Source organism: Micromonospora sp. NPDC048930 (assembly GCF_043197935.1).
In the GTDB taxonomy this organism is placed as follows: domain Bacteria; phylum Actinomycetota; class Actinomycetes; order Mycobacteriales; family Micromonosporaceae; genus Micromonospora.
The window spans coordinates 85,753-109,130 of sequence record NZ_JBICUB010000017.1 but is presented as its reverse complement, the minus strand read 5'-3'; the positions used below and the strand labels follow the sequence as shown (position 1 = coordinate 109,130).

27 protein-coding genes are annotated in these 23,378 nt (G+C 72.4%); 12 read left to right on the top strand and 15 right to left on the bottom strand.

The genetic code is table 11. The features are described 5' to 3' along the window. Window positions 1–37: 37 nt before the first annotated feature. The 9 genes from ACGFI9_RS31525 (at window position 38) to ACGFI9_RS31485 (ending at window position 6,278) form a co-directional block, all read left to right on the top strand. Entirely contained in the window at window positions 38–1,030 is a 993-nt protein-coding gene (locus tag ACGFI9_RS31525) for a DUF4192 domain-containing protein (protein ID WP_393183764.1), read from the top strand. An 82-nt stretch (window positions 1,031–1,112) separates the two neighbouring features. Beyond that, complete coding sequence (locus tag ACGFI9_RS31520; protein ID WP_393183762.1) at window positions 1,113–1,544, top strand: DUF3085 domain-containing protein; 432 nt, start codon at window positions 1,113–1,115, stop codon at window positions 1,542–1,544. A 73-nt stretch (window positions 1,545–1,617) separates the two neighbouring features. Continuing rightward, a complete protein-coding gene (locus ACGFI9_RS31515) occupies window positions 1,618–2,190 on the top strand; it encodes a hypothetical protein (RefSeq protein WP_393183760.1) in 573 nt (190 codons plus the stop codon). Window positions 2,191–2,384: 194 nt separating this feature from the next. Next, window positions 2,385–2,681, top strand: a complete 297-nt coding sequence (locus tag ACGFI9_RS31510; RefSeq protein ID WP_393183758.1) for a hypothetical protein — start codon at window positions 2,385–2,387, stop codon at window positions 2,679–2,681. Between the two features lie 54 nt (window positions 2,682–2,735). Next, the gene (locus ACGFI9_RS31505) at window positions 2,736–3,761 is read left to right on the top strand and encodes a hypothetical protein (RefSeq protein ID WP_393183756.1); all 1,026 of its coding nucleotides are present in this window, start codon (window positions 2,736–2,738) and stop codon (window positions 3,759–3,761) included. After that, window positions 3,758–4,393 (top strand): hypothetical protein, encoded by a 636-nt coding sequence (locus ACGFI9_RS31500; protein ID WP_393183754.1) that lies wholly within the window; start codon window positions 3,758–3,760, stop codon window positions 4,391–4,393. The genes ACGFI9_RS31505 and ACGFI9_RS31500 overlap by 4 nt, the downstream gene beginning before the upstream one ends. 142 nt (window positions 4,394–4,535) lie before the next feature. Next, a complete protein-coding gene (locus tag ACGFI9_RS31495; protein WP_393183752.1) occupies window positions 4,536–4,916 on the top strand; it encodes a hypothetical protein in 381 nt (126 codons plus the stop codon). Further along, entirely contained in the window at window positions 4,913–5,371 is a 459-nt protein-coding gene (locus ACGFI9_RS31490) for a DUF4262 domain-containing protein (protein WP_393183750.1), read from the top strand. Before ACGFI9_RS31495 ends, ACGFI9_RS31490 begins: the two co-directional genes overlap by 4 nt. Window positions 5,372–5,684: 313 nt before the next feature. Then, complete coding sequence (locus ACGFI9_RS31485) at window positions 5,685–6,278, top strand: restriction endonuclease (RefSeq protein ID WP_393183748.1); 594 nt, start codon at window positions 5,685–5,687, stop codon at window positions 6,276–6,278. Between the two features lie 204 nt (window positions 6,279–6,482). On the opposite strand, the gene ACGFI9_RS31480 is transcribed toward ACGFI9_RS31485, so the two are convergent. The 3 genes from ACGFI9_RS31480 to ACGFI9_RS31470 are packed head-to-tail and all read right to left on the bottom strand — an operon-like array spanning window position 6,483 to window position 11,235. Next, complete coding sequence (locus ACGFI9_RS31480; RefSeq protein WP_393183746.1) at window positions 6,483–7,682, bottom strand: DUF2637 domain-containing protein; 1,200 nt, start codon at window positions 7,680–7,682, stop codon at window positions 6,483–6,485. Further along, the gene (locus tag ACGFI9_RS31475; RefSeq protein ID WP_393183744.1) at window positions 7,679–10,756 is read right to left on the bottom strand and encodes a BTAD domain-containing putative transcriptional regulator; all 3,078 of its coding nucleotides are present in this window, start codon (window positions 10,754–10,756) and stop codon (window positions 7,679–7,681) included. The genes ACGFI9_RS31480 and ACGFI9_RS31475 overlap by 4 nt, the downstream gene beginning before the upstream one ends. A 35-nt stretch (window positions 10,757–10,791) precedes the next feature. Beyond that, window positions 10,792–11,235 carry a pilus assembly protein TadG-related protein gene (locus ACGFI9_RS31470; RefSeq protein ID WP_393183742.1) on the bottom strand — a complete coding sequence of 148 codons (444 nt, stop codon included), beginning with the start codon at window positions 11,233–11,235 and terminating at the stop codon, window positions 10,792–10,794. Between the two features lie 168 nt (window positions 11,236–11,403). Here ACGFI9_RS31470 and ACGFI9_RS31465 point away from each other — a divergent pair, with 168 nt between their 5' ends. Beyond that, window positions 11,404–12,108 (top strand): hypothetical protein, encoded by a 705-nt coding sequence (locus ACGFI9_RS31465; protein WP_393183740.1) that lies wholly within the window; start codon window positions 11,404–11,406, stop codon window positions 12,106–12,108. A 74-nt stretch (window positions 12,109–12,182) separates the two neighbouring features. Here the strand turns inward: ACGFI9_RS31465 and ACGFI9_RS31460 are convergent, their stop codons facing one another. The 10 genes from ACGFI9_RS31460 to ACGFI9_RS31415 all read right to left on the bottom strand — a co-directional run bounded on the left by ACGFI9_RS31460 (window position 12,183) and on the right by ACGFI9_RS31415 (window position 19,317). Next, window positions 12,183–12,620, bottom strand: coding sequence for a TadE family protein (locus ACGFI9_RS31460; RefSeq protein WP_393183739.1), 438 nt, complete (start codon window positions 12,618–12,620; stop codon window positions 12,183–12,185). Window positions 12,621–12,742: 122 nt separating this feature from the next. After that, window positions 12,743–13,117, bottom strand: a complete 375-nt coding sequence (locus tag ACGFI9_RS31455) for a TadE/TadG family type IV pilus assembly protein (RefSeq protein WP_393183808.1) — start codon at window positions 13,115–13,117, stop codon at window positions 12,743–12,745. Window positions 13,118–13,146: 29 nt separating this feature from the next. Next, entirely contained in the window at window positions 13,147–13,350 is a 204-nt protein-coding gene (locus ACGFI9_RS31450) for a hypothetical protein (protein WP_393183737.1), read from the bottom strand. A gap of 30 nt (window positions 13,351–13,380) precedes the next feature. Beyond that, window positions 13,381–14,250 (bottom strand): type II secretion system F family protein, encoded by an 870-nt coding sequence (locus ACGFI9_RS31445; RefSeq protein ID WP_393183735.1) that lies wholly within the window; start codon window positions 14,248–14,250, stop codon window positions 13,381–13,383. Next, window positions 14,247–15,095 carry a type II secretion system F family protein gene (locus ACGFI9_RS31440; protein WP_393183806.1) on the bottom strand — a complete coding sequence of 283 codons (849 nt, stop codon included), beginning with the start codon at window positions 15,093–15,095 and terminating at the stop codon, window positions 14,247–14,249. Before ACGFI9_RS31440 ends, ACGFI9_RS31445 begins: the two co-directional genes overlap by 4 nt. 2 nt (window positions 15,096–15,097) lie before the next feature. Continuing rightward, window positions 15,098–16,417: a CpaF family protein gene (locus ACGFI9_RS31435; RefSeq protein WP_393183733.1), complete on the bottom strand. Its 1,320-nt coding sequence runs from the start codon at window positions 16,415–16,417 to the stop codon at window positions 15,098–15,100. Next, window positions 16,414–17,151 (bottom strand): hypothetical protein, encoded by a 738-nt coding sequence (locus ACGFI9_RS31430; RefSeq protein ID WP_393183731.1) that lies wholly within the window; start codon window positions 17,149–17,151, stop codon window positions 16,414–16,416. The genes ACGFI9_RS31435 and ACGFI9_RS31430 overlap by 4 nt, the downstream gene beginning before the upstream one ends. A 20-nt stretch (window positions 17,152–17,171) precedes the next feature. Continuing rightward, complete coding sequence (locus ACGFI9_RS31425; protein WP_393183804.1) at window positions 17,172–17,726, bottom strand: SAF domain-containing protein; 555 nt, start codon at window positions 17,724–17,726, stop codon at window positions 17,172–17,174. Window positions 17,727–17,860: 134 nt separating this feature from the next. Then, on the bottom strand, window positions 17,861–18,727 hold the full coding sequence (locus ACGFI9_RS31420; protein ID WP_393183729.1) for a hypothetical protein: 867 nt from the start codon (window positions 18,725–18,727) through the stop codon (window positions 17,861–17,863). Continuing rightward, the gene (locus ACGFI9_RS31415) at window positions 18,721–19,317 is read right to left on the bottom strand and encodes a hypothetical protein (RefSeq protein WP_393183727.1); all 597 of its coding nucleotides are present in this window, start codon (window positions 19,315–19,317) and stop codon (window positions 18,721–18,723) included. Before ACGFI9_RS31415 ends, ACGFI9_RS31420 begins: the two co-directional genes overlap by 7 nt. Window positions 19,318–19,949: 632 nt before the next feature. Here ACGFI9_RS31415 and ACGFI9_RS31410 point away from each other — a divergent pair. Next, the gene (locus tag ACGFI9_RS31410; protein WP_393183725.1) at window positions 19,950–20,660 is read left to right on the top strand and encodes a prepilin peptidase; all 711 of its coding nucleotides are present in this window, start codon (window positions 19,950–19,952) and stop codon (window positions 20,658–20,660) included. Between the two features lie 134 nt (window positions 20,661–20,794). Beyond that, window positions 20,795–21,166 (top strand): ArsR/SmtB family transcription factor, encoded by a 372-nt coding sequence (locus ACGFI9_RS31405; RefSeq protein WP_393183723.1) that lies wholly within the window; start codon window positions 20,795–20,797, stop codon window positions 21,164–21,166. An 83-nt stretch (window positions 21,167–21,249) separates the two neighbouring features. Here the strand turns inward: ACGFI9_RS31405 and ACGFI9_RS31400 are convergent, their stop codons facing one another. Both ACGFI9_RS31400 and ACGFI9_RS31395 read right to left on the bottom strand, forming a co-directional pair. Further along, window positions 21,250–21,960, bottom strand: a complete 711-nt coding sequence (locus tag ACGFI9_RS31400; protein ID WP_393183721.1) for a hypothetical protein — start codon at window positions 21,958–21,960, stop codon at window positions 21,250–21,252. Window positions 21,961–22,167: 207 nt separating this feature from the next. Continuing rightward, on the bottom strand, window positions 22,168–23,160 hold the full coding sequence (locus ACGFI9_RS31395) for a DUF5954 family protein (protein ID WP_393183719.1): 993 nt from the start codon (window positions 23,158–23,160) through the stop codon (window positions 22,168–22,170). Between the last annotated feature and the right edge of the window lie 218 nt (window positions 23,161–23,378).

Here is a 23,378-nt window from a genome sequence, read left to right as displayed (position 1 = left end):
CGGCCGCGGAGCCATTTCTCACCAAGGAGTTACCCCTATGACGCACGACCAGCCGGCCCGGCTGCCGGTGACCTCGATCAGCGACCTGCTCGCCGCCGTGCCGTACCTGCTCGGCTTCCACCCCGCCGACAGCCTCGTCACCATCGGCCTCACCGGCCACCGCATCGCCGTGGCCGCCCGAGCCGACCTCCCCGCCCCCGCGACCATCCCCGACTGGGCGCCCGTGGCGGCGCGGCAGCACCTCGCCCTGCTGCGCAACGTCGACGCCACCACCGCCATCCTCATCGGCTACGGACCCGCCACCGCCGTCACCCCGGTCGTCGACGCGATCACCCCACACCTGCACGCCGCCGGCATCACCATCTTCGACACGCTGCGCGTCACCGACGGCCGCTACCACTCCTACCAATGCCAGGACCCGCACTGCTGCCCGCCCGACGGGGTGCCGTTCGACCCGCACTACAGCCCCACCGCCGTACACGCCATCGTGGCCGGGCAGACCGCCCTGCCCGACCGGGCCGCACTCGTGGCCAGCCTCGCCCCCACCGGCAGCGCCGGCATGGCCGAGGCAAGCCGCAGGGCGCAGGAACGCGCGCTCGCCGCGCAGCTCTCGGGCGGGCGGGCGGCGCTCATCCGCGCCGGACGCAAAGCCGTGGACCAGGCGCTCGCCCGCTATGCCGCCGACGCGGTCCTCACCGACGACGAGGTGGCCTGGCTAGCGGTTCTCCTCGCCGACATCGCCGTCCGCGACCACGCCGGGGAGGCCACCGGGACCGAGCCGTGGCATCTGGCCCTGTGGACCGACATCACCCGCCGCGCCGAGCCCGCCTACACGGCCGCCCCCGCCACCCTGCTCGCCCTCACCGCCTGGCGGCACGGGCAAGGCGCCCTCGCCGCCGTCGCCCTCGACCGGGCACTCGCGGCCGACCCCCACTACCGCCTCGCCCGGCTCATCGACCACGCCCTGCGCCACGGCATCCCACCCACCGCCCTCGACGACGGGCCCACCTCCGGCAACCCAGCCCGGTAACCGCCCGCACCAACCCCGCCCCGGACGTCCGGCCACCCACCACCCGGACGCCCGGTCTTCGATCACACGCAAGGAGAGCCTGATGGCACTGCACCTGTACTTCGACCTCACCGACACGCTGCGGCTGGCCGAACACGCCGTCGCCGCCGGCGAGCACGCCCACACCTTCACCGAACGCGACGAGCAGACCCCCTGCCGGGGCGCGTTGGAGTGGGTCCACGACCACGGCGTCTACCTCATGTCCAGCGGCCTGCCCCGCCTGACAGACCCGAACCGGCCCGAGGCCAACCTCGTCGTCTACGCCCACGGCTGGAATCCCCACACCGACGGATACCGCCACGACCCCGACCTCGGCGGCGACGACTTTATCGAGCACGTGCACCTCACCGAGCAGCCCACACCCCTGATCGACACGCTGCGCGCCGCCCACGCCGCCGGCTACCGGTGGCTGCACCTGACCGTCAGCGCCGACACCTACGAGGTGCGCGTGGCCCGCACCCGCCGCCCCGACTGACCACCCCCGCCACCCCGGCCCCGCCCCCACACCTGGGGCGGGGCCGGCGGCTGTTCAACGACTCGGAGACCCCATGTCCACCCCTGAGAATCCCCAGCCGCGACCGGTGAGCCTGGAGGCCGTCCTGCGTGACGCGTGGGACGCCTCCCACCCCGGCCAACCCGCACCACTGGGCTGGCTCACCCACACCGCCGCCCGCATCCACGACCACCTCCGCACCCAGCAGCCCACCCCCACCGCGGCCGCGGCGCTTCCCACCGTCGACGAGCAGTCCACCGCCCTGCGCCGCCGTGTGTGGCAGGCGCTGCGTGACGCCGCAGCCGACGACGTCATCGCCCCGGATGCCGCCGACCACATCCTGGACAGCCTCGACCTGCCCGGACTGCCACGCCGCTGGCAGATCCGCCTCACCCTGCCCCTGTGGATCGAGGTCACGGCCACCAGCCGGGACGACGCCGTCGAGGCCGCGGAAGACGCCATCGACGCCGCCCTCACCGGCACCGGCCACGACACCTACCTCGACTGGGACAACACCACCCGAGACGACGCCACCCCCGGCGCCATCGACACCACCACCGACACGCCAGCCGACCTCCGTTCGGCCACCGCAGCCCCGGAACCGGACCACGACGCCCACGCCAGTTAGCTCATCCGCCGCCGCAGGGCCCCGCCATACCGCGCCGAGCAGCGCGCGTCGACGACTTGATCAACACGAAAAGTCGAGCGTCACTGACCCGGCCGCCACCCCTGTGGCGAACCCGACCGCGTCAGCCCATGCCGCTGGCCGCAGGGGTGGCGGCCTTGTACCGGCCGAACACCAACCGGAAAGGACTGCGGCTCATGGTCTCGTCGCACCGCCGCGCGATACCGCGCACCGTCACCGACGTCTTGTTGTGGCTACTCGCCAGCGACGTCGCCGCCGCCCACCAACCCCAGCCGCACCGGCCCGACCGCTGCGGCAACCTGCGCTGCGCCGGCCAGGCATACCCCTGCCCGCCGGCACGCGACGCCCACCGCGCCCACCAGGCCGCCACCCGACCCCAGCCGCGACCCCAGGGCCGCGCACGGGTGATCCCGCCCGCCCACCGGGTCACCGGCTGGTTCCGGCCCGCCGGCACCCAGCCCCGCGCCGCCTGAAGCCACAGCGACCCGGCGGTCCGCCAAACCCCAACACGCATTGATGGAGGTGTCGTGAGTTTTCGTACGGAGTCGACCCTTGCCGGCTATGCCCGCGCGACGGTCGACCTGCGTGTGCGCATGACCGACTACACGCGTAGCCGCTTCGCCCACCAGTACCTGAGCGCGTTCCTCGAATCCGCCCGCGACGCGACCACCGACAGCTCTGACCGCACGGCGGCCGTCATGGACGCGTTCAGCCGGGTCGCCCATCAGCCGTGGCAGGACGGCGAACCCTATGTCCTCGCCCCCGCCATGACCGCGATCATCGCCGCCGCCGCCCAGGCCCTCGACCTGTCCGGCGACATCGTCGGCAACGACGTCGCCCCGAGCGACGCCGGAGTGCTGTTCCTCCCCGAACCCATCTACGAGCGTGGCGTCCACGGCCAGGTCACCTCGATCGGCGCGATCGCCTGGGCGAAGTTCCACAACACCGGCAACGGGCGTACCGGCTGGTGGATCACCGGCTGGGCCGACCGCGACGACCCCCTCGACCCCGCCGCCGCCCGCCGCCGACGCCAACTCGCCGAAGCCCCCGAACTCGCCGCCCAGTTCGGCCCCTACGTGCTCCACTCTTTCGCCGAGATCCCCGTCGGCATCCCCATCACCGCTCGCAGCGAGCCGGCTGAGGAAGTCGACCGCGACTGGGAGACCGCGCCCGACGGCCGCTTCTGCATCGACGAATCCGCGCTGCGGATGCGGGCCGTCGCGGCGGTGCTGTACGCGTTCTGGCGCATCCAGGAACAGCCCATCGCCGCCGTCGCCGCCCCGCCCCTGGACCGGCCGGCCCGCCGTCGGGCGTTGCGCGCCAGCCTGCGCCATGACACCCGCGTTGTCATGCTCCGCCGCACCAAACCCGTCGCCGAACCCACGGGCGAGGCGAAGTGGCACTACCGGGTGCGGTTCGTCGTGCGCGGGCACTGGCGGCGTCTCGTCAACGCTGACGGCCAGCCCTACCGCATCTGGATCCACTCCTACATCAAAGGCCCTGACGGGGCGCCGCTGCTGCTCGGCGACACCGTCTCCGTCCTCGCCCGATGACCCGACTCCACCCCCGCGACCAGCAGGAGATACGCCTGATGCACGACGCCGGTTACCCCTTCGACACCGCCAACCGCGCCTACCAGCGTTTCCTCTCCCTCGCCAGCGACCATTTCGAAGTCCTCAGCTGGGACAACGCCACCACCGGCCGTCCCACCCTCATCACGCTGACCGACATCGGCAGCCGCGACACCTTCAGTCTGGCCCTGCTCGACAGCGTCGAGGACCGCGCCCCGCACGCGCTGCTCGCCGTCACCACCACCGGCGCGCTGTCCCTGCACGGCCCGGTCGAGGGCCGCGCCGCCGCCGCCGACTATGCCCCCCACCTGGCCATGCGCAACCCCGACATCGCCGCCACCACGCCCGTGGCCCTGCACGACCCCACGCAGGCGCGCATCAGCGACGACGAGTGGACAGCCGTTCCGCCAGACATCGTCCAGGTCGCACGAACCACCACCGTCGACGCCCCACGCGTGGCGTTGGCCCTGCTGGACCGCGACCGTGCCCGCCTCGCCGTCGTCGGGCCCTTCGCCACCCTCGACACCGCCGACGCCTGGCAGCCCGAAGCCGCCGGGCAGCCGCCGGCCGACCGGCTCCTGCTGCCCATGCACGCCCCGAACAACACGTACTGACCGGACGTGCCCACCCGACTATTACCCATCCCCGCCGCGGCTGCGAGGCCATCCGAGCAGTCACCGCCAGCGGTACCAACAATGCCAACGAAAGGGGCGTCGCCGACGGCGGCGCCCTTCAGCTATCCAGGAGGCAGACATCATGGAACCTGTGCCCGACCCCGCCGATGACGCCGGCCGGCAGGAGGAACTCAGCGTCGGCGATCCGGTGCTCGGGAAGTCACGGCTGCTGTCGCGGCAGTGCGACACCTGCATTTTCGCCCCCGGCAATCGCATGCACCTCGGGCCGGGGCAGCTGCGTGCCCTCGTCGCTGAGGTCTGTGAGCAAGGCTCCTACATCATTTGTCATGACACGTTGCCGCATTACCTGTACCCGCAGGCGAAGCCGGCGATCTGTCGCGGTTTCGCCGACCGTTACCGCACTCAGGCTCTGGAGCTCATCGAGCGGCTCTGGGGCTTCGTGGAGGTCGACCCACCGCAACCGTCCGAGCGTCACGACAGCGTGGAAGGATCTGACCAGTGACCGGCATCGACGATTTCATGCGCCGTCAGGGCGAGATGATCGACCGGGTCGGCTGGTCGGTAACCCTGGTGCACCCGAGCGGCGACGATGGCACCGGCAGCCCGTACGGCTACACGGTCGGGCTCACCGCCCACGGCTATCCCGAGCTGCTGATCGCCGGCCTTGACCCCGCCATCTCGCAGCAACTGCTCAACGACCTCGCCGCTCGCGTCTACGATCGCGCCGAACGCTTCAGCCACGGTCAGCGGATCGGCGACCTGATCGCCGGCTACGACGCCGCCATCATTGAGGGCGAACCCACCGAACAGCTGTGCCCGGGGGCCGCGATCGTCCGATACGGGCAGGAGCAGGTCCGTGTGCAGCAGATCGTCTGGCCCGACCCGGACGGGCGCTTCCCCTGGGATGACGGCTACGCCTACCCGTCCGAGGTGCAGCCGGTCATCGACCGTCCCTGAAGGTCGTACGCGCCGCCGGGCCAGGGCCTGCGGCTGAAGCGGCCGGTCAGACGGACATCGCCTTCCCGTCGGGAGCCGTGAGGCATCACGCGCGTTGCGCCGGCGATGACGGTGGGCTGGACAGGACACCCCGTCCAGCCCACCGCCTGGAACTGCAGTAGCTGCAGCCCGACCCGGCCTGCTAACGCCTTCACCAACACGCGCGTGATTCCCCGGAATCCCGTACCCCGCGACCGCACCGCGGCTGTTGTCACACCCCGCCGCTACCTTTTGTGCGCGGTCTCTAACACGCCGTCGACCTGGGGAGGTTGGAGTGGCTCGACGCAAGCGGCGGCGGGGCAAGCGCAGCGACGCGGTGACGCTCGCCGCGATCGGCGGGGGCCTGCTCGCCGTGTCGGCCGTGGTTCAGGTCGTGCGCGAGCACCCGGTTATCGCCTCCCTGGTCGCGCTCGCCGCGCTCGTCGGCGTGAGCGCCTGGCTGTACTTGCGGTGGGCAGGCGCGCGGCAGTTGGCCGAGCACGAGCGCAACGTGGCGGTCACGGACCACATGTCGGGGCCGGAGTTCGAGCAGTTCGTCGCTCGGCTGATGCGTGCCAGCGGATACCGCAACGTCACCGTCTCCGGAGGCTCCGGCGACATGGGCGCCGACGTGATCGGGCAGTCGCCGTGCGGTCGCCGGGTGGTGGTGCAGTGCAAGCGGTACAAGGGCAACCTGGGCAGCCCCCACGTGCAGCGGTTCGCGGGGACGGCCCGCGACATCCACCGCGCTGACGTCGCGCTGCTGGTGACCACTGGCCGCCCGACCGCTCAGGCGCGGGAGGTGGCGCTGCGCTGCCGCATCATGCTCGTGGACCGGCCAGCGCTGGCCCAGTGGGTCAGCACACAGGTGCTCCACCTGGAGCACTGAGGCAACGCTGCACGGCAGCGCTGGGCTCGTGGCTCAGCGAGCGCGCGCTGCGCGCGGCGACGAGGGCCTCCAGAATGGCCTGGTCGACCGTTCGCTACACACCGGCGCATGGGAGAGCAAGAGACGAGACCCTTTTGTCGTTGTGGGCCGGCTGCCCATGTGCGAGGTTGGCCAACCGGCGGACCCGGCATAGGCCGGCGGGTGTCAATGCCGATGCTTGCCGGCGGGGTGGCCGTTACGGTGTCCGGCCCGGGTGGTTGCTCGCTGTTCCCAATGGCGGCGCACGGTGCGTTCTGACCTGCCGATCCGCGCGGCGACCTCGGCTGGCTGCAGTGCGGGATCCCGGCGCCGCCAGTAGGCGACGGCGGAGGCGGTGTCGGCGGTAACGGCAACGCCATCCGGTGGATCCTCCCCGTCGTAGCCACTGGCACCCGCCGCCGGCCCTGCGTCCGTCGTGAGTGCCGGCGCGGGGGGCCGGCCAGCGTCTGTGGCCGCGAGCACCTGCAGCATGACTTCGGACGGCATGGGATCTGTCGCCTTGGCGGCGGGGCCGGCGGTTTCGTTGAGCGCGTCGGCCGGTAGGCCGCTCACTTCGCTGTTGTCGGCGCCGGCGTCCGTGACAGGCGACCGCTGCTCGGTACCGAGCCGGGGCGGTGGTGCCAGGTCATCGTCGCCGTCGCCGTCCACGCCGCTGTCGGGGGCCGGTGGGGCGGGTGGGGTGGCGGCATGTGGCATCAAGATCGAAGAGTGAGTGGATGTCGTCGGCGCCGCAGCATGCGCGGCGGCCGCGGGCGGGTGTTGGTCGGCCCGGGATGCGGCTGAGGTGACCTCGTCGGAGGATTCACGCGGTGATGGGACGTGCCGGACGGCTGCTGACAGGGAGTCGTGGGCTGCTGGCGCCGGTGCCGTAGCCCGTGCGGTGGCGGTGGTGTGTGCGGATGTGGCGCGGATGCGGGCGGAAATTTCGACGAGGCTGACGCTGGCGACGATGACGAGGCCGTCGACGGAGATGGGTAGGAGGTAGGCGGCTCCGTAGCTGGTTTCGCCGTAGCGGGCGGCGACACCGACGAGGTGCCAGTAGGAGACCCAGGCGGCGATGACGGCGATGACGGTGGCCGCGGTGACGCGGATCGCGCCGAGGTACCAGCGGTGGTGGGGGACGCGGGAGATCAGCTCGACGGTGAGCAGCAGCGCCAGAGGCGGCCAGGCGGCGATGATCTGGCTGATGGGGTTCGGTCGGGCGTGTAGGACGTTCGCGGCCACCGACGCGGCGACGCCGAGGGCGAGGGTGGCCCGCACTGCCCACCGCAGCCTGCGCAACTGCTTCTCGCCCGTGCGGGTGTCACCGCCAATCGTTTCAGCAGAAATGGCGGAACCGGCGGCGGGGTGTGCTGCTGCGGTCACGCCGGCCCCTGTGGGGGACGCGGGCCACTTCGGGCGCGTACCTCGGCGATGAGCCGATCGGCGAGGGCGAGCGTGTCGTCGCTGGGTTCGGCGTCGATCTCGGCGAGGCGTCGGGTCAGGGTGCGGCGCAGCGCGCGGATGGCGTCGAGGTTGCCGATGGTGGCGTGGGCGCGCATCGCCTGCCGGTACAGATCCTCGCTGTAGGGGTGGTGGGGTAGGGCGGTGTCGCAGACGGCGGCCTGCTGGTCGGGTTGATCGGCGAGGTCCTCAAGGAGGGCGGTGACGGCGTCGAGGGCTTCGCGTTGCACGGCGTGACGGTGGGGTTCCAGCCATTCGTAGTCGCAGCCCTCGGCGAGGGGGCGGTAGGTGTCGATAGCGCGGCGTAAGGCCTGCACCCGTTCGGCTCGGCTGTCGGTGGCGCGGATCGCGGCGCGCAGCCGCCACAGGTCGATGTCGAAGCGGTCGGGGTTGAGGTGGTAGCGGTGGTGGGGGCGGGTGAGGTAGGTGCCGGGGCCGGCGTGGCGGCGCAGCACGGCGCGCAGGTCGGAGACGTAGGTGTGCAGCCGGTGTGTGGCTTTGCTCGCTGGAGCGTCCGGCAGCAGATCGTCGAGGATCGACTCGGCGGCGGCGTCCCCGTCGCACACGGCCAGATACACCAGCAGCTCCAACGATTTCGCGCGCAGCGTGCGTTCGCCGGTGGCGCCGACGATGGCCGGCGGGCCGAGCACGGTCACCTCGATCCGGTCGCGGCGTGCCGCCGCCGGTGGCTGGCCGTCGTCGGCGGTGGACGCCTCGGCTGGACTTTCACCGGTGTTGGGCGTATGCCGGTCGTCGGAGAGGGCGTCGAAGTCGGCGCCGGGGGTTGCGGCGGTGGGGCTGGTGTGGGCGGCTGGGGTCCCGTCCGGTTCGGATGCGGGTTGACGGTCGGCGGTCGCGTCGGCGGCGTGCGGGCTGCCGGCGTCGGTTGCCGTGCCAGTGGCGGGGCTGGGGGGCGTGTGGTCGGTGCTGTGGCCGGCTGTGGGAGCCGGCGTGGGTGGTTGTGGGGCGGGCGGGGTTGTGACGGTTGTCGGGGACTGCGGGTGGGGTGGGGCTTCGGTGGGGGCGGGTGCCGGCAGGTGGCCGGTGTGGGCTTCCGCGAGGGTCGCGAGCAGGTCGATGGTCTCGGCGGGGTCGAGCACGGCGAGACGGCCGACGTCGGCGGGATGGGGGGTGTGGCGGGGGTCGCCGTCGGCGCGGGTGACGGTGCCGTCGGCGGCGACGATGGCGGTGTCACCGTCGGGCCACGCGCCGAGCAGCACGCCGTGGATGTCCAGGCGTTGCCCTTGGGCGAGCAGGGCGGCGACGCGCGCTCGTTCGTGGCGTTCGGTGGCGTCGGCCAGCAGCATGATCGGTGCGAGGGGCTCCTCGTAGGGGTCGGCGGCGCGCAGTTCGGCGACGGTGTCGACCTCGTGCTGGTAGACCAGCCGGGTGCGGTGCATGGTCTGCTGCTCGAGGACTTCCAGCGCGTCGTTGAGGTCGGCGGTGACGGTCAGCCTCGGGGTGCGGGGCAGGTTCACGGCGGCGGCGCCCAGCAGGGTCGCGGCGGTGGCCGCGGGTATGACCACGTGGGTGCGGGCGTCCGGATGGTCCGCGCCGCCGGCAGCGAGGGCGGCGGTGAGAAAGCCGCGGGCGGCAGCGTCCGCGCCGGGCCCGGCCAGGCCTAAACCCGCAGGAGGCCACACCGCCGACAGGGGATGGGCGAGAGCTGGCGCCACCGGCTGGCCAAGATCACCGGCGCGCCCCAGGGCAGTGTCGGCCTGGACAGGGCCGTGCCGAGGCGACTGGTCACCATCGTTGTCCTGGCCGTCGTGTGCGTTTTCGGGGCGGTGCCCCAGTTGGCCGGTTTCGGTTGCGGTGTAGCGCAGGCCACGTCGGATCTGCCGGACGACGCGGGGCATGGGCGCCAGGTCGGGGTCTGTCCCATGTCGTTGACCGGATGTTTTGCGAGGGCGGTAGCGGCGCTGGCGGTGCGCCCAGACCAGGGCCACCGCGGCGGCGATCGCCAGCGCGAGGCCACCATCGACCCAGCTGCCGGTCGGCAGAGACACCCCGTGGCCGGGCCGCTGCGGGCGGCTGCTGCGGTCAGCGGACGGGCTGGTGGCGCTGGTCCCGCCGCTCGGGTCCGGGGCGGTGCTGGTGGGCGTTGGGCCATGGGTGGCCGCGCTGGGGGCGGGGGTCTGCGGGGCGGTGCTCGCTGGCGCGCCGTTCGTCGGTGGGATGTTGAGCGTGGGCGCGGGCACCGGCGTCTCCGGCGGGGGAGCGGCAGGCTTGGGGGCGTTGGGTCGGGGTTTCTGCCCGGCGGGTGGGGTGGCGTCGGCGGGGAGGTCTAGTTTCCAGCCGGGGTAGATGACGTTCGGGTTGCGCAGGGTGCCGCCGACGTCAGGGAAGTTGGTGCCGCGGTTGAGGGCGAAGATCTCCGGCCAGCGGTTCGGGTCGCCGAGCCACTGTTCGGCGATCTTCGACAGGGTGTCGCCGCGCTTGACGGTGTGCGTGTACTCGCGGCCGTCAGCGACCAGCGTCACCGTGCCCTCAGCCTGGATGTGGACCGGTGCCGTGGACGCCAGCTCTGCGCGGGTGACGGGGGTGAGAGGTTCGTGCTGGGCGACGGCGGCGGTGACCGCGGCGACGCCGGGGGTGTGCGCCTGCGCGGCCGGGGGTGGTGTGGCGGCTTGCGCGGCGGTGGCCAGGACCCCGCCGGTGATCATGGCGACGAGCAGCGCGGCGACGCCCCGGGCGGGGGTGAGGGCGCGGGGCTGGGGCAGCCGCAGGCCGGTGAGGGCGGCGGCGAGTTCGGCGAGCACCGACCAGGCGAACGATGCCCAGGCGGCCCAGAGCAGGGCGGTGAGGATCGTGCCGATCATCTCGTCGGTCAGCGGGCTGGTCAGGGTGGTGGCGAGGGTGTGCCAGGTGGGCAGCCGGTCGGGCAGCGGCGGGTCGAGGTAGCGCAGGAGTGCGTAGGGCGGGCCGGCGAGCAGCAGCGCCAGGGCCGTGACGCCGGCGGTACGGCGGGCGGCGGTGGACAGCGTTGCGATCACGGTGGCGACTCCCGGGCTTGGTCGAGACGGCTGGGTCAGGTGGCGGTGGTGACGCCGGTGGCGGGCGTGGCGGTGGCGGTGGCCGACACCGGGATGGCGGTGATGCCGACGAGGTGCAGCAGCCGTGTGCGATGTTGGGTGGTGACCGTGACGGTGACCTGTTCGGTGGTGGCGGACACCCTGCCGGGCAGGCCGGCCTGGTCGAGGAAGACGCGTGCGGCGGTGGCCGCGGCGGCCGGGTCGAGTCGCACGGCGCCGGTCGCCCGGTAGGTGGCGAGGTCGATCTCGCGGGCTCCGGCGCGGGCGGCGGCCTGGGCGGTGTCGTAGGCGGACACCTTGGCGGCCATGGCCATGCCCTGGTCGAAGACGAGGCCGGCGAGGATGAGCACGATGAGGGTGCCCACCACGGTCCATGGGGTGATCTGCCCACGATCGTCGCGGCGCAGCGGTCGCGCCCAGGCTGCCCGCCGGCCGGTCATGGCTGCGTCCGAAGTGTCATGAGTCACGTCCTGGCGAGGTCGTCTTGAGCTGCCGAAAGACCTGGTCATCGCCGTCAGGCATCGATTGGGCTTATGGCGGGCGGTCAGGATTCCTGACTTGCTGTCGGTCATGTCGGCGTTGGCGAGTGATTCCTGAAGCGGAGCGGTATGTCGCTGGCCATGGTGCGGCCGATCGACGCCCCCGCATCGGCTGCTCGCGGCCAGCGGGTAGGCGAGGCCAGGGCCGCCGAGACAACTCGCGAGGATCTCGTCAGCCGCGACGCCGATGAAGTGCCCGCCACGCCGACCGCTTGCTCCCCGAGCGGGCATGATGACGAGGTGGATCCAGTCGAGTCGTCGATGATTCCCCTCGCCGACGCAGTGCGGCGGTACAGGGCCGAGGAAGGCGCCCCATCCAACACCTATGAGTGGTACCGCAAGCAGGCACAGGGGTACGGCACCGTGTCCATTGGCGCCAGCCAGGTACCCGCCCGCAAGGCAGGCGGCCGATGGATGGTTCAGGCGCGCAATCTCGATGCCGCGCTTGAACAGCACCGCGCCAGGCGGCGCCTGGTCCATCGGGCAACCGAGGACTACAAAGCGCGACGGCTGCACGAGGGCAACGACGCGTTCGTGGAGACAACGTGGGGCGGCTACACGCTCCGCGGCGCCTTCCACTACGTCCAGAACTGGTCGGCAATTGCGCTGAAGGACGACAACGGGACGTGGTGGTGCAACGCCTGCTGGCGACCGGCCAGCAGGGAACACGGTCGCGAAGAATGCCACCGGTGTTCCGACTGGAGCCCATGCGGCAGAGACTGCACACTCAGCCGGGTCTACTGCGAGGCATGCGGCACCTCCATTGATGTATGACCTTCTCGGTCTGCACGTGTCGATGACGGCATACAGAGGCGCACGAGTTAGGAAACCGAAGTCACCCGCTGCGCTCATCGCGCACCACCTGTGCTCTGGTTCGCCGCAGAAGGCGCTTCGGTAAGCCCGAACCCGAGAGCGCTGCTCCGGTACGCGTCAAGGGGCTGTCGGGAGGTGGCGCGGATCGTCACCGCGCCGGGCAGGCCCAGACCGGAGAGATCTTCGAGGCGCACGCGGCATGCCACCGTCGCGCTGACCTGCCCGCCGGGACCGAAAGCGCCGGGGTCGACGGTGACGGTGGACGGCTGGCAGGTGACGCCGCGTCCGGCGAGGCTGACCGAGGCGGCGTCGCCGCCGGCCTGCCGGGCCTCGGCGGGCGTGCGGGCCAGGGATGCCTGCCGGGCCGCCGCCGCGGCGGCGGAGTGCACGTCGATCGCGGCCGAGGCGAGGCGCAGGCATGCCACGATGGCGAGGACGGCCAGGACCATCAGCGGGATGTAGCCGAGGGCCATCTCAACGCTTACCGACCCTCGATCGGCGGGCGGGCCGGCGCGCCGTCGAGGGTGTGAACGGGCAGGGCCGCGAGGCGTGCGTGCAGTCACCGTGCTGCTCCTTCCGGGCACTCGCTGGTGGGTTAGTCGGTGCCGGGTCGGAACCGTTCGACGGGGGCGCTGACCCGGGTGCTGACCGGCAGTCGCAGCCACGGCACCACGGCGGGGGCCCGGCCGGTGACGGCGACGGTGGCGGTGTCGGCGGTGCGGTCGACGGCGACGCGTGGGTCGGTGACGACGCCGGCGGCGACCTGGTCGAGCACGGCGCTGGCGTCGGCGTGTCCGGCAGCCGCGGTGCCGTCGACGACGCGGGTGGTCTGCAGGGCGTGGTTGGCGGCGTGTTGGACGCCGAGCTGGGCGAGTGCCCACAGCGCGAGTTGTACGCCGATGAGCACGAGCAGGAACAGCAGCGGCGCGTACAGGACGACCTCGGTGGTCACCGAGCCGCGGTCACCCATGAGACGGCGTCGCCAGGCGCGGCGCGGTGTCACAGCGCGATCCCGTTGATCTTCTCCAGGATCTTGGACCGGAAGATGCCGTAGACGGCCAGGACGAGGGTGACCAGCAGGGCGATCCACATGACCTTCTCGGTGGTCTCGCTGCCCCGGTCGCCGCTGTCGCGCAGCCGGCGGGCACGCTCGGTGATGGTGAGGTGTCCGAGGGTCAGCAGGGCGAGCAGCTTCAGTCGCACAGGTCTGCCTCCTGTCGTGGTGTCTTCTGCTCAGAACGTGTCGACGGCGGTGACAGCCGGGTAGAGGAGGAACAGCATGTAGGCGGCGGCCAGCAGCATGACCGGCATGGACATGCGTTCGGTGGCGGCGTTGGCTCTGGCTTCGAGGGCGGCGGCTTGGTGGGCGCGCAGGGTGGCGGCGCGGATGGTCAGGGAGTCGCGGATGCGGGCGCCTTCGGTGCCGGCGAGGCTCATCGTCGCGGCCAGCTCGTGCAGTTCGACGACGCCGGTGTCCTCGCCGAGCTGTCCGAGTGCCTGCCAGGGTGCGATGCGCAGCAGCCGGGCGGTGTCCACCGCGCGGCGTAGCCGCTGGGCGGCCCAGCCGTGGGTGTCGGCGCAGGCGTCGTCGAGGGCTTGTTCGAGTCCGGCGCCGCCGGCGAGGGAGATGACGACGAGGTCGAGCACGGCGGACAGGGCGTAGCGCAGTTCGTCGCGGCGCCGTTGCGCTTCGGCGTGCACGGTGGACTCGGCCAGCCACCAGCCTCCGGCGGCGCCTGTCAGGGATGCCCACAGGGGCATACCTTGGGCGAAGGTGACCCCGCCGGTGGCGAGGACGCCAATCGTGGCTGGAGGCAGGACCAGGCCGGCGAGGACAGCTAGGGTCTGGTCGGCTAGGTGGATCGCGACGGGTCGTTCGAGGACGGCCAGGTCGGCGCGCATCCGCTGCCGGGGCAGGCCGAGGGCGTGCAGCGGCGCGGCCAGCAGCCGGGCCCGTGCCGGTGCCGGGACATCCGGCGCCGCCGGCGTACGGCGCAGCGCGTCGAGGGCCTGGGTGAGGCTGGGTTGGGCGGGCAGCAGGCCGGAGGCGGCCAGCACCAGGCCGAGCCCGGCCAGGAGTCCGCAGGCGAGCACCACCCTCATGGCGCCACCCACCCACCGTCGGTGGCGAGCACGCGCGGGGGTTGCGGCACGCGGGAGGCGCGGGCCAGCCACCAGAACCCGCCGGCGAACACCCCGCCCACGACGAGCAGCACGAGTTGCCCGGCCAGGGTCTGGTAGGGGGCGAGGAACCCACGGTTGAGCAGGATCAGCCCGGCGACCATCGCGACGGCGGTGCCGGTGATGACCCGCGCGGCGGTGCGGGTCGCGGCCCGCTTGGTGGCCACCCGCATCCGGATCCCGGCGAGCTCGCGGGCGGTGGCGGCGAGGCTGGTCAAGCATTGCGACAACTGCCCGCCGTGGTAGCCGGCGGCCTGTGTCAGCGCGCGGACGACGAGGTCGGCGGTGGGGTCGGCGAGGTCGGCGGCGAAGATGCGCAGCGCGTCGGGCAGCCGCGCCCCGCCGCGCACCGCGGCGGCCAAAGCCTGGACCTGGGGGCGGATCGGCTGCGGCGTGACTGGGGCGGTGGCGGTGATCGCCTGCTCCAGCCCGGCGGCCGACGAAAGGGTGTCGCGCAGCAGCTCCGCCCAGGTGGCGACCGCTTCGATGCGGGCGACCGCGCGGGTGTGTTCGCGGTCGGGGCCCAGCACGCGGGGGAGCGCCCACACGGCGGCGGCGGTCAGCAGGGCCGCGACGGGCCAGCGGGTCAGCGCCGCCGCCGCGAGCCCGCCCGCTGCGGCGGTGAGTAGCCGGGTACGGTCGGCGGGCGTCCAGGCACGGCGCGGCCGGGCGGTCGGGGCGCCGGGTGGGCGGCGGCGCAGCCCGTCGGCGATGAGTACCAGGCCGGCGGCGCAGCCGAGGCCGAGCAGGATCGGCAGCAGGTCCATGCTCACCACCGGTCCAGCGCGAGAAGATCCATGTTGAGGCCGGCGGCGGTGAGCTCGTCGAGGGTGTCGGCGCGGATCGGGGCGGCCGGGATCGCGCGCCGGTCGGGGCCGGGGCGGTAGATCTCGTTGGAGGGCACCTGGGTGCCGTCGGTCTCCAGCACCTGCCGAATCGAGGAGAGCACACGGGTGCCGTCGGTGGCGACATCGAGGTGCAGGACGAAGTCGACGGCCTGGCCGATGAGCACGTTCGCCGCGTCGAAAGTCAGCTTCTCCGGCGCCTGCATCACATACATGGCCAGCCGGGTCAGGGCCTGCTTCGACGAGGAGGCGTGCAGGGTGCACATCGACCCGTCGTTGCCCTGTGACATGGCCAGGAGCATGGGCACGGCCTCGGCGCCGCGGGACTCGCCGACGATGACTCGGTCCGGGCGCATCCGCAGCCCCCACTTGACCATGGTCGCCATGTCGATGCCGCCGACGCCTTCGAGGTTCGGTTCGCGCTGCTGCAGCGCGGTGGTGTTCGGGTGCGCGTCGATGTCCTCGTCGAGGCCGAGTTCGAAGGCGTCTTCGACCGTGACGATCCGCTCGTGCGGGCCGATCGCGCCGGCGGCGGCGCGCAGCAGGGTGGTCTTGCCGGCGCCGGTGCCGCCGCAGATGACCAGGTTCTTGCGGGCCCGCACCATCGCTGAGATCACGGCGCGTAACCCGGGAGTGAGTTCCCCGCGGTGCACGAGGTCGTCGAGGGTGACCCGGTGCAGCACGTTGCGGCGGATCGACACCGAGGGGCGTTTCGACACGGCCATCACCGCGAACAGCCGCTGCCCGCCGGGCAGGCGCAGCGACAGGCCGGGGGAGCCGCGGTCGAACCGCCGCTCCTCCTGGCCGCTGCGCGCTGCCGCGACCCGCACCAGGTCGACCAGGTCCTCGTCTGAGGCGGCGACTGGCGGCACCCGCCGGGTCTGCCCGTCGGTGGTGCGGATCCACACGTTGTCGCAGCCGTTGGCGAAGATGTCCTCCACCAGCGGGTCGTCGATCAGCTGTTGCAGCCCACCCAGGCCGGTGAAGCTGTCGCGCAGCGCCCGCGCCAGCGCGGCCTCGGCCTGGGGAGTCAACGGAATCCGGCCCGCCGCGATGGCCTCACGGGCATAGCCCAGCAGCTCCTCGGCGATGTAGCCGGCGATCACCGCGTGCCGCTGCGCGTCGGGTAGCTGCGCGCCTCGTCCGGCGAGCCGGTCACTGACCCGGGCGCGTAGCCGCGCCACCAGCTCCGGCGCCACCACGGCGTTCTCGCCGGGTGCGGGTGCGGGTGCGGGGGCGGTCACCGGACGACCTCCAGCACCGCGCGGGGCGCGGGCCGCGCCTGCGCGGCGATGGTGGCGGCCAGCGCGCGCAGCGCCTGCGCCAGCCGCGTGCGGGGCCACGCCGGCCCGGTCATCCGCCCGCACAGCCCGGCCGCGCCCCACCGGTCGCTCGGCAGGTGTACCCACACCGGCACATCGAACCGTCCGCTGATCTCCTTGGGCGTGTAGCGGGTCTTGCCGGCGACGGCCAGACCCACGCCCCGTGTCTGCATTCCGGCGCGTAGGCCCGCCAGTCGGGTGTCGACGTGGTCGAGGTGTTCGGTGTCGCCGGATGTGACCAGCACCAGTGCGTCCACGCGGCGCAGCAGACCGTGCGCCGGGCTGCCCGGGTAGAGACGACCAGCGTCGACGACGACGACCGGCGCCAACCCCGCCACCGTTCCTGGTTGGCCGGCGAGCACCGACACCGCCCCCGCGGCGGTCTCGGCGGCGCCCGGCCCCACCACGGCGTGCACACCCAGCGGCAGGGACTGGACGAATTGTGCTGGCCCGCCCGCCGGAAGGCCGTGGCGGGCCGCCGCCGCCAACGCGGCCAGGCCCGGCTCCTGACGCAGCCCGAACCGGGCGGCGATCACCCCGCCGCAGGGGTCGGCCTCCACCAGCAGCCCTGGTCGGCTCGGCCACAACGCGGCCAACCCCAGCGCCGCCGTCGTTACTCCCGGAGCGCCAGACACCGACGCGACCGCCACCAACATCACGCGCACCTTCCCGTCTCTCACTGGCCTGGCCCCAGTTGCACCAGCGCCACGTCCCCTGACGTCGAGGCCACCGCCTCCGCCTCCCCGGCGGCTAGCAGCAGCGTCACCACCTGCCCGCCTGCCTGATCGGCGCCCGCTCTCGCCGACACCACCGTGGCGACCGCACGCCGCGCTTCCGCTGCCGTCTGGCCGGCCGGCGGGGTTGCGCCCGACTGGTCGGCGCCGGCAGCTGGCGCCACGAGCACCACGACCCGCGCCCCCTTCGTCAGGCCGGCGGGGGCGCGGCCTACCTTGACCGGCACCGCGATCACCGCCTGCCCAGCCGCCGGCCACGCCGGCGGCCCCACCTGCGACGACACCACCAAGCTGCCCACCGCGAGAGGCACCGCCGCCGTGCGTCCCACGACCTCGTCGCGGCGGTCCGCGCCGACTAGCGCTAGGCCCGACGGGTTCGCCACCCGCACCACCCGCACGTCCGCGTCGCGGATCACCGCACCGGCTGGCACCGGCCGCGCCACCGCTAGGAACCGCTCCTCGGCGTGCCGGCGCAGGTCGACCTGCCAGAACGTCATCACCGTGGCCAGCACCAGCAGCACTCCGGCGGCCACCCGTCGTCCGCTGCGCCGCCCAGCCCGCCGAGACGTCCCCGCCACCGGCGGCAGCGCCTCGCCGACCCCGTTCGTCGCCCGCGGGCGGTCCGTCACGCTCATCGGGTGCCCCCGACAATCGCCTGCGACTCTGCTACCCGCACTGCCACCGTCGATGTCGTCGTCAGCGGGGCGAGAGCCCCTCCGCCACCCGGGCCGGACCAGGTCACCGACCACGTCACCGTTGCCCGCAACGTGAACGCCGTGTCCGGGGCGGTAGCCGACGACCGTGTGTAGGTGTGCCCGCACGGTGAGGCGGTCCGCGGGTCTGTGCCGGGCGTCCACGGTTTGCCGGGCCCGACGCAGGTCAGGTCCGGGCTGCCGTCACCGAAGGACCAGCGCACCTTCGTCGGTGTCGCCGTCGCGGTCACCGCCACCCCGGGCACCGATGCTGCCGCCGACCGGGTGCCCCACGTCACCGGATCCACCCACAGCCACACCGGCACCCGCACCAGCACAAATGGCACTGGGGCGGGGTTCGTGCGAATCTGCGGTGCCGGCAGGCGCAGCCGCGACCGCGCCGTCTGCGCCAGCGCCACCGGATCCATCCCTGGGGCTCGGTCGAGCCACACCGGCGTGCCCTGCGAGCCGAGCCCGTTGCCCACGCAGGTCCACGCGTACCAGCCGCCTTCCGGTCCCTTGCCTGCCGGCGGCGGCCTGTCGACGTCGACCGGCTCCCAGTGGCAGCTGTTGTCACCGCCGCCGCTGGAACTGTCATCGGAGCCGCTGCCGCCCTGACTGCCGCCGGTAGAGGCTCCGGAACTGCCGGGCACGCCTGCGGAGATGTCACACTCGGCCGCGTTCGGGGTCTGCCCGCAGTCGACGTTGCCGACCCCGTCGTCGGCTCGGGCGGGGGACCCCATCACGACGGCGGTGGTGGCGGTGAGAAGCGCCGGGAGTCCGAGTCGGAGGGAGCGCCTCAGCATGTGCCCACCGCCTGTACGCCGAAGCTGGACACCTTCCAGCTCTCGCCGTCGCGGACCACCGTCGCCCGCACGGCACGGTTGCCGCCCGGGATGTTGTCGGCCAGCGCGCCTGTCGCCGCCTTGTAGGTGAGGAACCGCGTGGTGTTCAGGCAGTCCTGCACGGAGACCGTCAGGGGCTCCGTCGATGGCGAGGCCGCCACGACATGCGGGTCTGACTCGTAGCCGCCCTTGATGACTTCCCCGTCCTTGCGCAGCTTCGCCAGGCCGGTTGTCAAGGTCGACAGGGCTTGGCCAGTGGCATGGCGCGCCAGCTCGGGCTCGTTCGGGTTTGCGGTAAGGCCGGCTTTGGCGTATGCCTGCCACATTCCCCGGTAGGCGGCCAACGCCGCCTCGTCGACGCTGCCGCGTGGACCCTGACCAGGCATGGGCGCCGAGGCGGACGTGGCCGACGGCGAGCCGCCCGCAGGCTTCCCCCCGTCGCAGGCGCCGACAGCCGCCGCGAGGCACAGACCGATGGGCAGCCCGGCCAGCCGTACCCACCGGCGGCCCGGCCGGACCGCGAAGCTGCCCTGTCTGATCGATGTTGTCATTGCGTGTCTCCTGGTGGCGGCGAGACGACCGGTCTCGCGGTCCTCGATGTCGCGTGTGCCTGACGAACTGACCCACCTCGGCGTGCGGCCTCTGCCGTTGCCGCGCTGCGCCCCAACCGGCCAGCACTGGTGATCCCGGTGGGACTACGGGCCACCGCACCCTTCGGGAAACTGCGGTTACGGACTCCCCGAACCACAGTTGGAAGGCGATACGGCGAGCTAAGCACACTCCAACCCAGAGCGTCAACCGCAGTTTGAGTCGCAACCAACTATGGTTGAATCATGTGTCCCACAACCCGCACCACCCAGCCGGGCTGCCTTCCTCAGCCCTGGAGGTCGCAAGCGCTCATCGGTGGGCGCGTCGCCGATCGCCCGACACAGGATCCGCGCCACGCCGACCAGGAGGACCTCGACATCCGTTGGCAATCCCGTGTGGACCGTGGCCACGGCCAGAGCAACCACCAGGGTTCGTGTTTGCCGGCATCATCTGGGTCTTGGTCCCACGTCATTGAGGCCGTGACGCAGAGCGTGTGGAGCTGGTGCCCGCAGGGGTTCAGCGGACTGGGGAGGCGATCGACGCATGTACGCCTGCGCAAGCCAGCCAGACGGCTTGGGGCAGATTGCGGCTCGCCATGATCGGGCCCGTCTTGTGGTACGGCACGCTATGCGGTGCGCTGGCCGGCGCGGCGCTACCCCACGCCTGCGCCCAGATCGTGGCGAGCCTGCGACCACGCGTGGACGCCGAGCACGTCGCCCCGGTGCCGCGCGCACGCCTGCCCCCGCCCGGCGGATGGTCGCCCCAGCACACGCGGGACGCGATCCTGAGCGGTCTCGGACTGGCCGCCGCGTCCGCGGGCGTGGCCTGGCTGTTGAACGAGGGTCCCGACGGCCTGCTGCTGGTCGCGGTGTGGCTTGTCGTGCTGTACGCCGGCCTGCTGCTCGCCGTCGTCGACGTCGTGACGCGAAGACTTCCCACGCCCATCGTCGCTGCCGCGGCGCTCGCCGTGGGTGGGCTTCTCGCCGGTCACGCCTTCATCACCGGCCAGACACGCACTCTGGTCACCGCTGCGCTGGCGGCCGGAGCGCTCGGCGGCGGCTACCTGTTCCTGGCCATCGGTGGTGGCAGCGGGATGGGGATGGGCGACGTGCGGCTGGCGGCCCTGCTCGGCGCGTCACTGGGCACTCTCGGCTGGCCGGCGGTGCTGTGGGGCGGCCTGCTGCCTTACGCGCTCGCCGCTCCCGAAGCGCTGACCCGCCTCGCGCTGCGCCGCCAGCCCGACCTCGCCTTCGGCCCGTACCTGCTCGCCGGAGCCTTCCTATCGGTTGCGCTCGTCGGCCCCTGATTCCCTCGGCAAACGGGCGCAGGGCAGGGGCGGCTTGCAATCTCGCGGCCCCGGCCCCAGCACCCCTTATACCCCGGTCGGTATCGGAGCACTGGCCCTGGTTCCACCGGCGTATCGATGGTGTTGGTGCAACGATGGAAGACGTGGGAACTACGAAAACTGCTACGCCTGCTATCTCGCCGCTTGCTGGCGAGCCGATTAAGCGTGCCGATGCCGAACGGCTCGCGGGGGTGCTGAAGGCGTTCGCCGATCCGGCCCGGCTGCGACTGCTCAGTCTGATCCAGTCCGCTCCGGAGGGCGAGGCGTCCGTGAGTGACCTCACCGCGCCGCTGGGTCTGTCCCAGCCGACCGTGAGTCATCACCTTCGGATCCTCACCGAGGCCGGCCTGCTCGAGCGCGAGAAGCGGGGCGTCTGGGCGTACTACCGGCTCGTGCCGTCCGCGATCGCGGCGATTGCCGACCTGTTGACGCCGCCCCGCAAGCGGGCGACGAAGAAGGCCCGCTGAGCGGCACTGCCGAAGCCCGGCGCCGGCCGGGTTCCCATCCGTAGATCGGCAGACCCACCCCAGGGGGCCCGGCGGCGTTTGGCCTACTCGGCTGGGCTGGCTTGCCGGCGGCGCAGGGTACGGATCCATCCTTGGGCGGTGTGCTTGGGCACGTTGTAGTGGTCGGCGACGGCCGCCACGCTGCCGGCCTGCTGGTACACCGACTCGAGGTCACTCGGTGACCGCCGGTACACGCGGCCCTCGGTCTTGGCCGCCTCACCCTTCGCGGTCTGCTTGGTGGCTTTCCGACCCGCGGTCCTGGCCTTCGCACCTGCCGCGGTCTTCCGCCCGCCCGCCCGGGTCGTGCCGGCGGCCGGTGCCTTCGCCCGCGACGCCTGCTTCGGAACAGCAACCTCGGTCGCAACGCTCTGCATCGGGTCTGTCGTCGGCTCATCAGGGGTGGACGTGGTTGCGGCAACAGGCTGGGCGGCCTCGGTGTCGGCGGCGGGCTCCTCGCCGTCAACGGATGTGTCGTCTGTTGTGGGTGCGTCGTCGGCTGGGGTGGCAGGCGACGCGGTTATTGCCTGCTGCCCGCTGACGGCAGGCGTGACCGCCTTCAGCAGCAGGTCCAGGTCGACGGCGGGAATCTGGCCCGCGGTCAGCCCGTCTCCCTCACCGGCGCGGACCACCAGCTCGGTGATGCGCGCGGTCGGGCCGGTCAGCTCGACCGTCAGGGTTGTGGTCGCTCGGCTGGGATCGTTTGCGGCGATGGTGATGGTGTAGGAACTCACGACTTTGCCTCCGATGTAGGGCAAGGGCCTTGTCGCCTCTCGCGAACCATCCAAAAGGGCGACAGGGACTTGGCCTTCCCCGCGTAGTATTCGGGGATCAAAGGGTAGAAGCTATCGCATGCCCTCCCAGCTGCCATCTAGCGCATCGGCCACGCCCCGGGCTGGGCCCGAGTTGCGTCCTCCGGTGACCATGCCCAGGGGCCCCTGAAAGTCCACACTGCGCCGGGGTCCTTATTCCGGCTCCGGGAGCAAGCCTTGCTGTCGCAGTTGGGCGAAGTGCGCCTCGGGTGGTGGTTCGGGGTCGTGGTCGGAGGGCCGTGGTGGTTCGGGTCCGTCGGGTCCGAAGCGCAGTAGCGTCTCGACCCGGATGACCCGGAATCGGCGGTCGAGGACCGACACCTCGTGTGCCTGGGTCGCGTCGACCTCGTCGGCGGCCCGGGCGTACGCGGCTATCTCCGCGTCGGTGGGTTGCCCGATGCGGGGAACCATGTACCGGAACTTGAACGTGATCGCCTCCCTCGCTTGTCGGGGAGAGGCGAGGTTGCGGCTCGCCGGCCGCCACCGACCGCCGATGCACTCCGCCACCGCGTATCCGGCGGGCAGGACCACCCCATGGGGATGGGTGCGCAGGGCCCTGCGGCTGTCGGCGTGCACGTCGGCGGGAACCCCCGCCGCGGGATAGCGCGCGGACAGCAGATCCACCGTCACCATCGCCTGCACCGGCCCGACAGGCGCCCCAGGATCCACCAGTAGGCCCTCCCGATCCGAGTAGAGGCGGACGGAGTCGGCCGCGCCGCTGTCGGGGTCGCTCGGGCGTGGAGGTTCCGGCCCGTCCGGGCCGAACCGGGTGAACGTGTCCGCCCGCATGACCCGCCAGCGGCGCCCAGCGACATTGACCTCGTCGACCTTTTCCCAGTCCAACACCCGTCCCACCTCGACTAGGTCCTGCGCCAGCGCCGGATCGGTGGTCTCGGCGAGGTGCTCCCGGAACCGGTGGGCGAGCGTGTCCCGCGCCGCCTGCGGCGTGTCATCCCACAACGCACGAACACACCAGCGGCCATCACCGAGATCCTCCGCGTGGCCGAACAGCGGCCCGCCCATCCGCACACTCGGGTAGGCGGCGACCCGACGCGCCGCATCATCCTCCGCGACCGCCGCGACCGGATGCTCCGGCCGCGCCACCCGCACCACCACCGGTTCCAACGGCCCATGCTCGTCACTCACGCCGCACAGTCTGTTACCAGCGGTACGGATATGCCACCCCGCCACTGTCCCACTCCGCCCGACGGTCCAAGGCCTGCCCGCACCTCCCGTACGTGAAGCAGGCGAGCGGCCGGGTGGGTGTCGGTGCCGGGCCGGCAGCCGCCCGCAGCGATCGCTTCGACGTCCGGCGTCGGTGCCTCTCCGCGGCGAGCCCGTGCCGGCCATTGAACGCGTTCGCC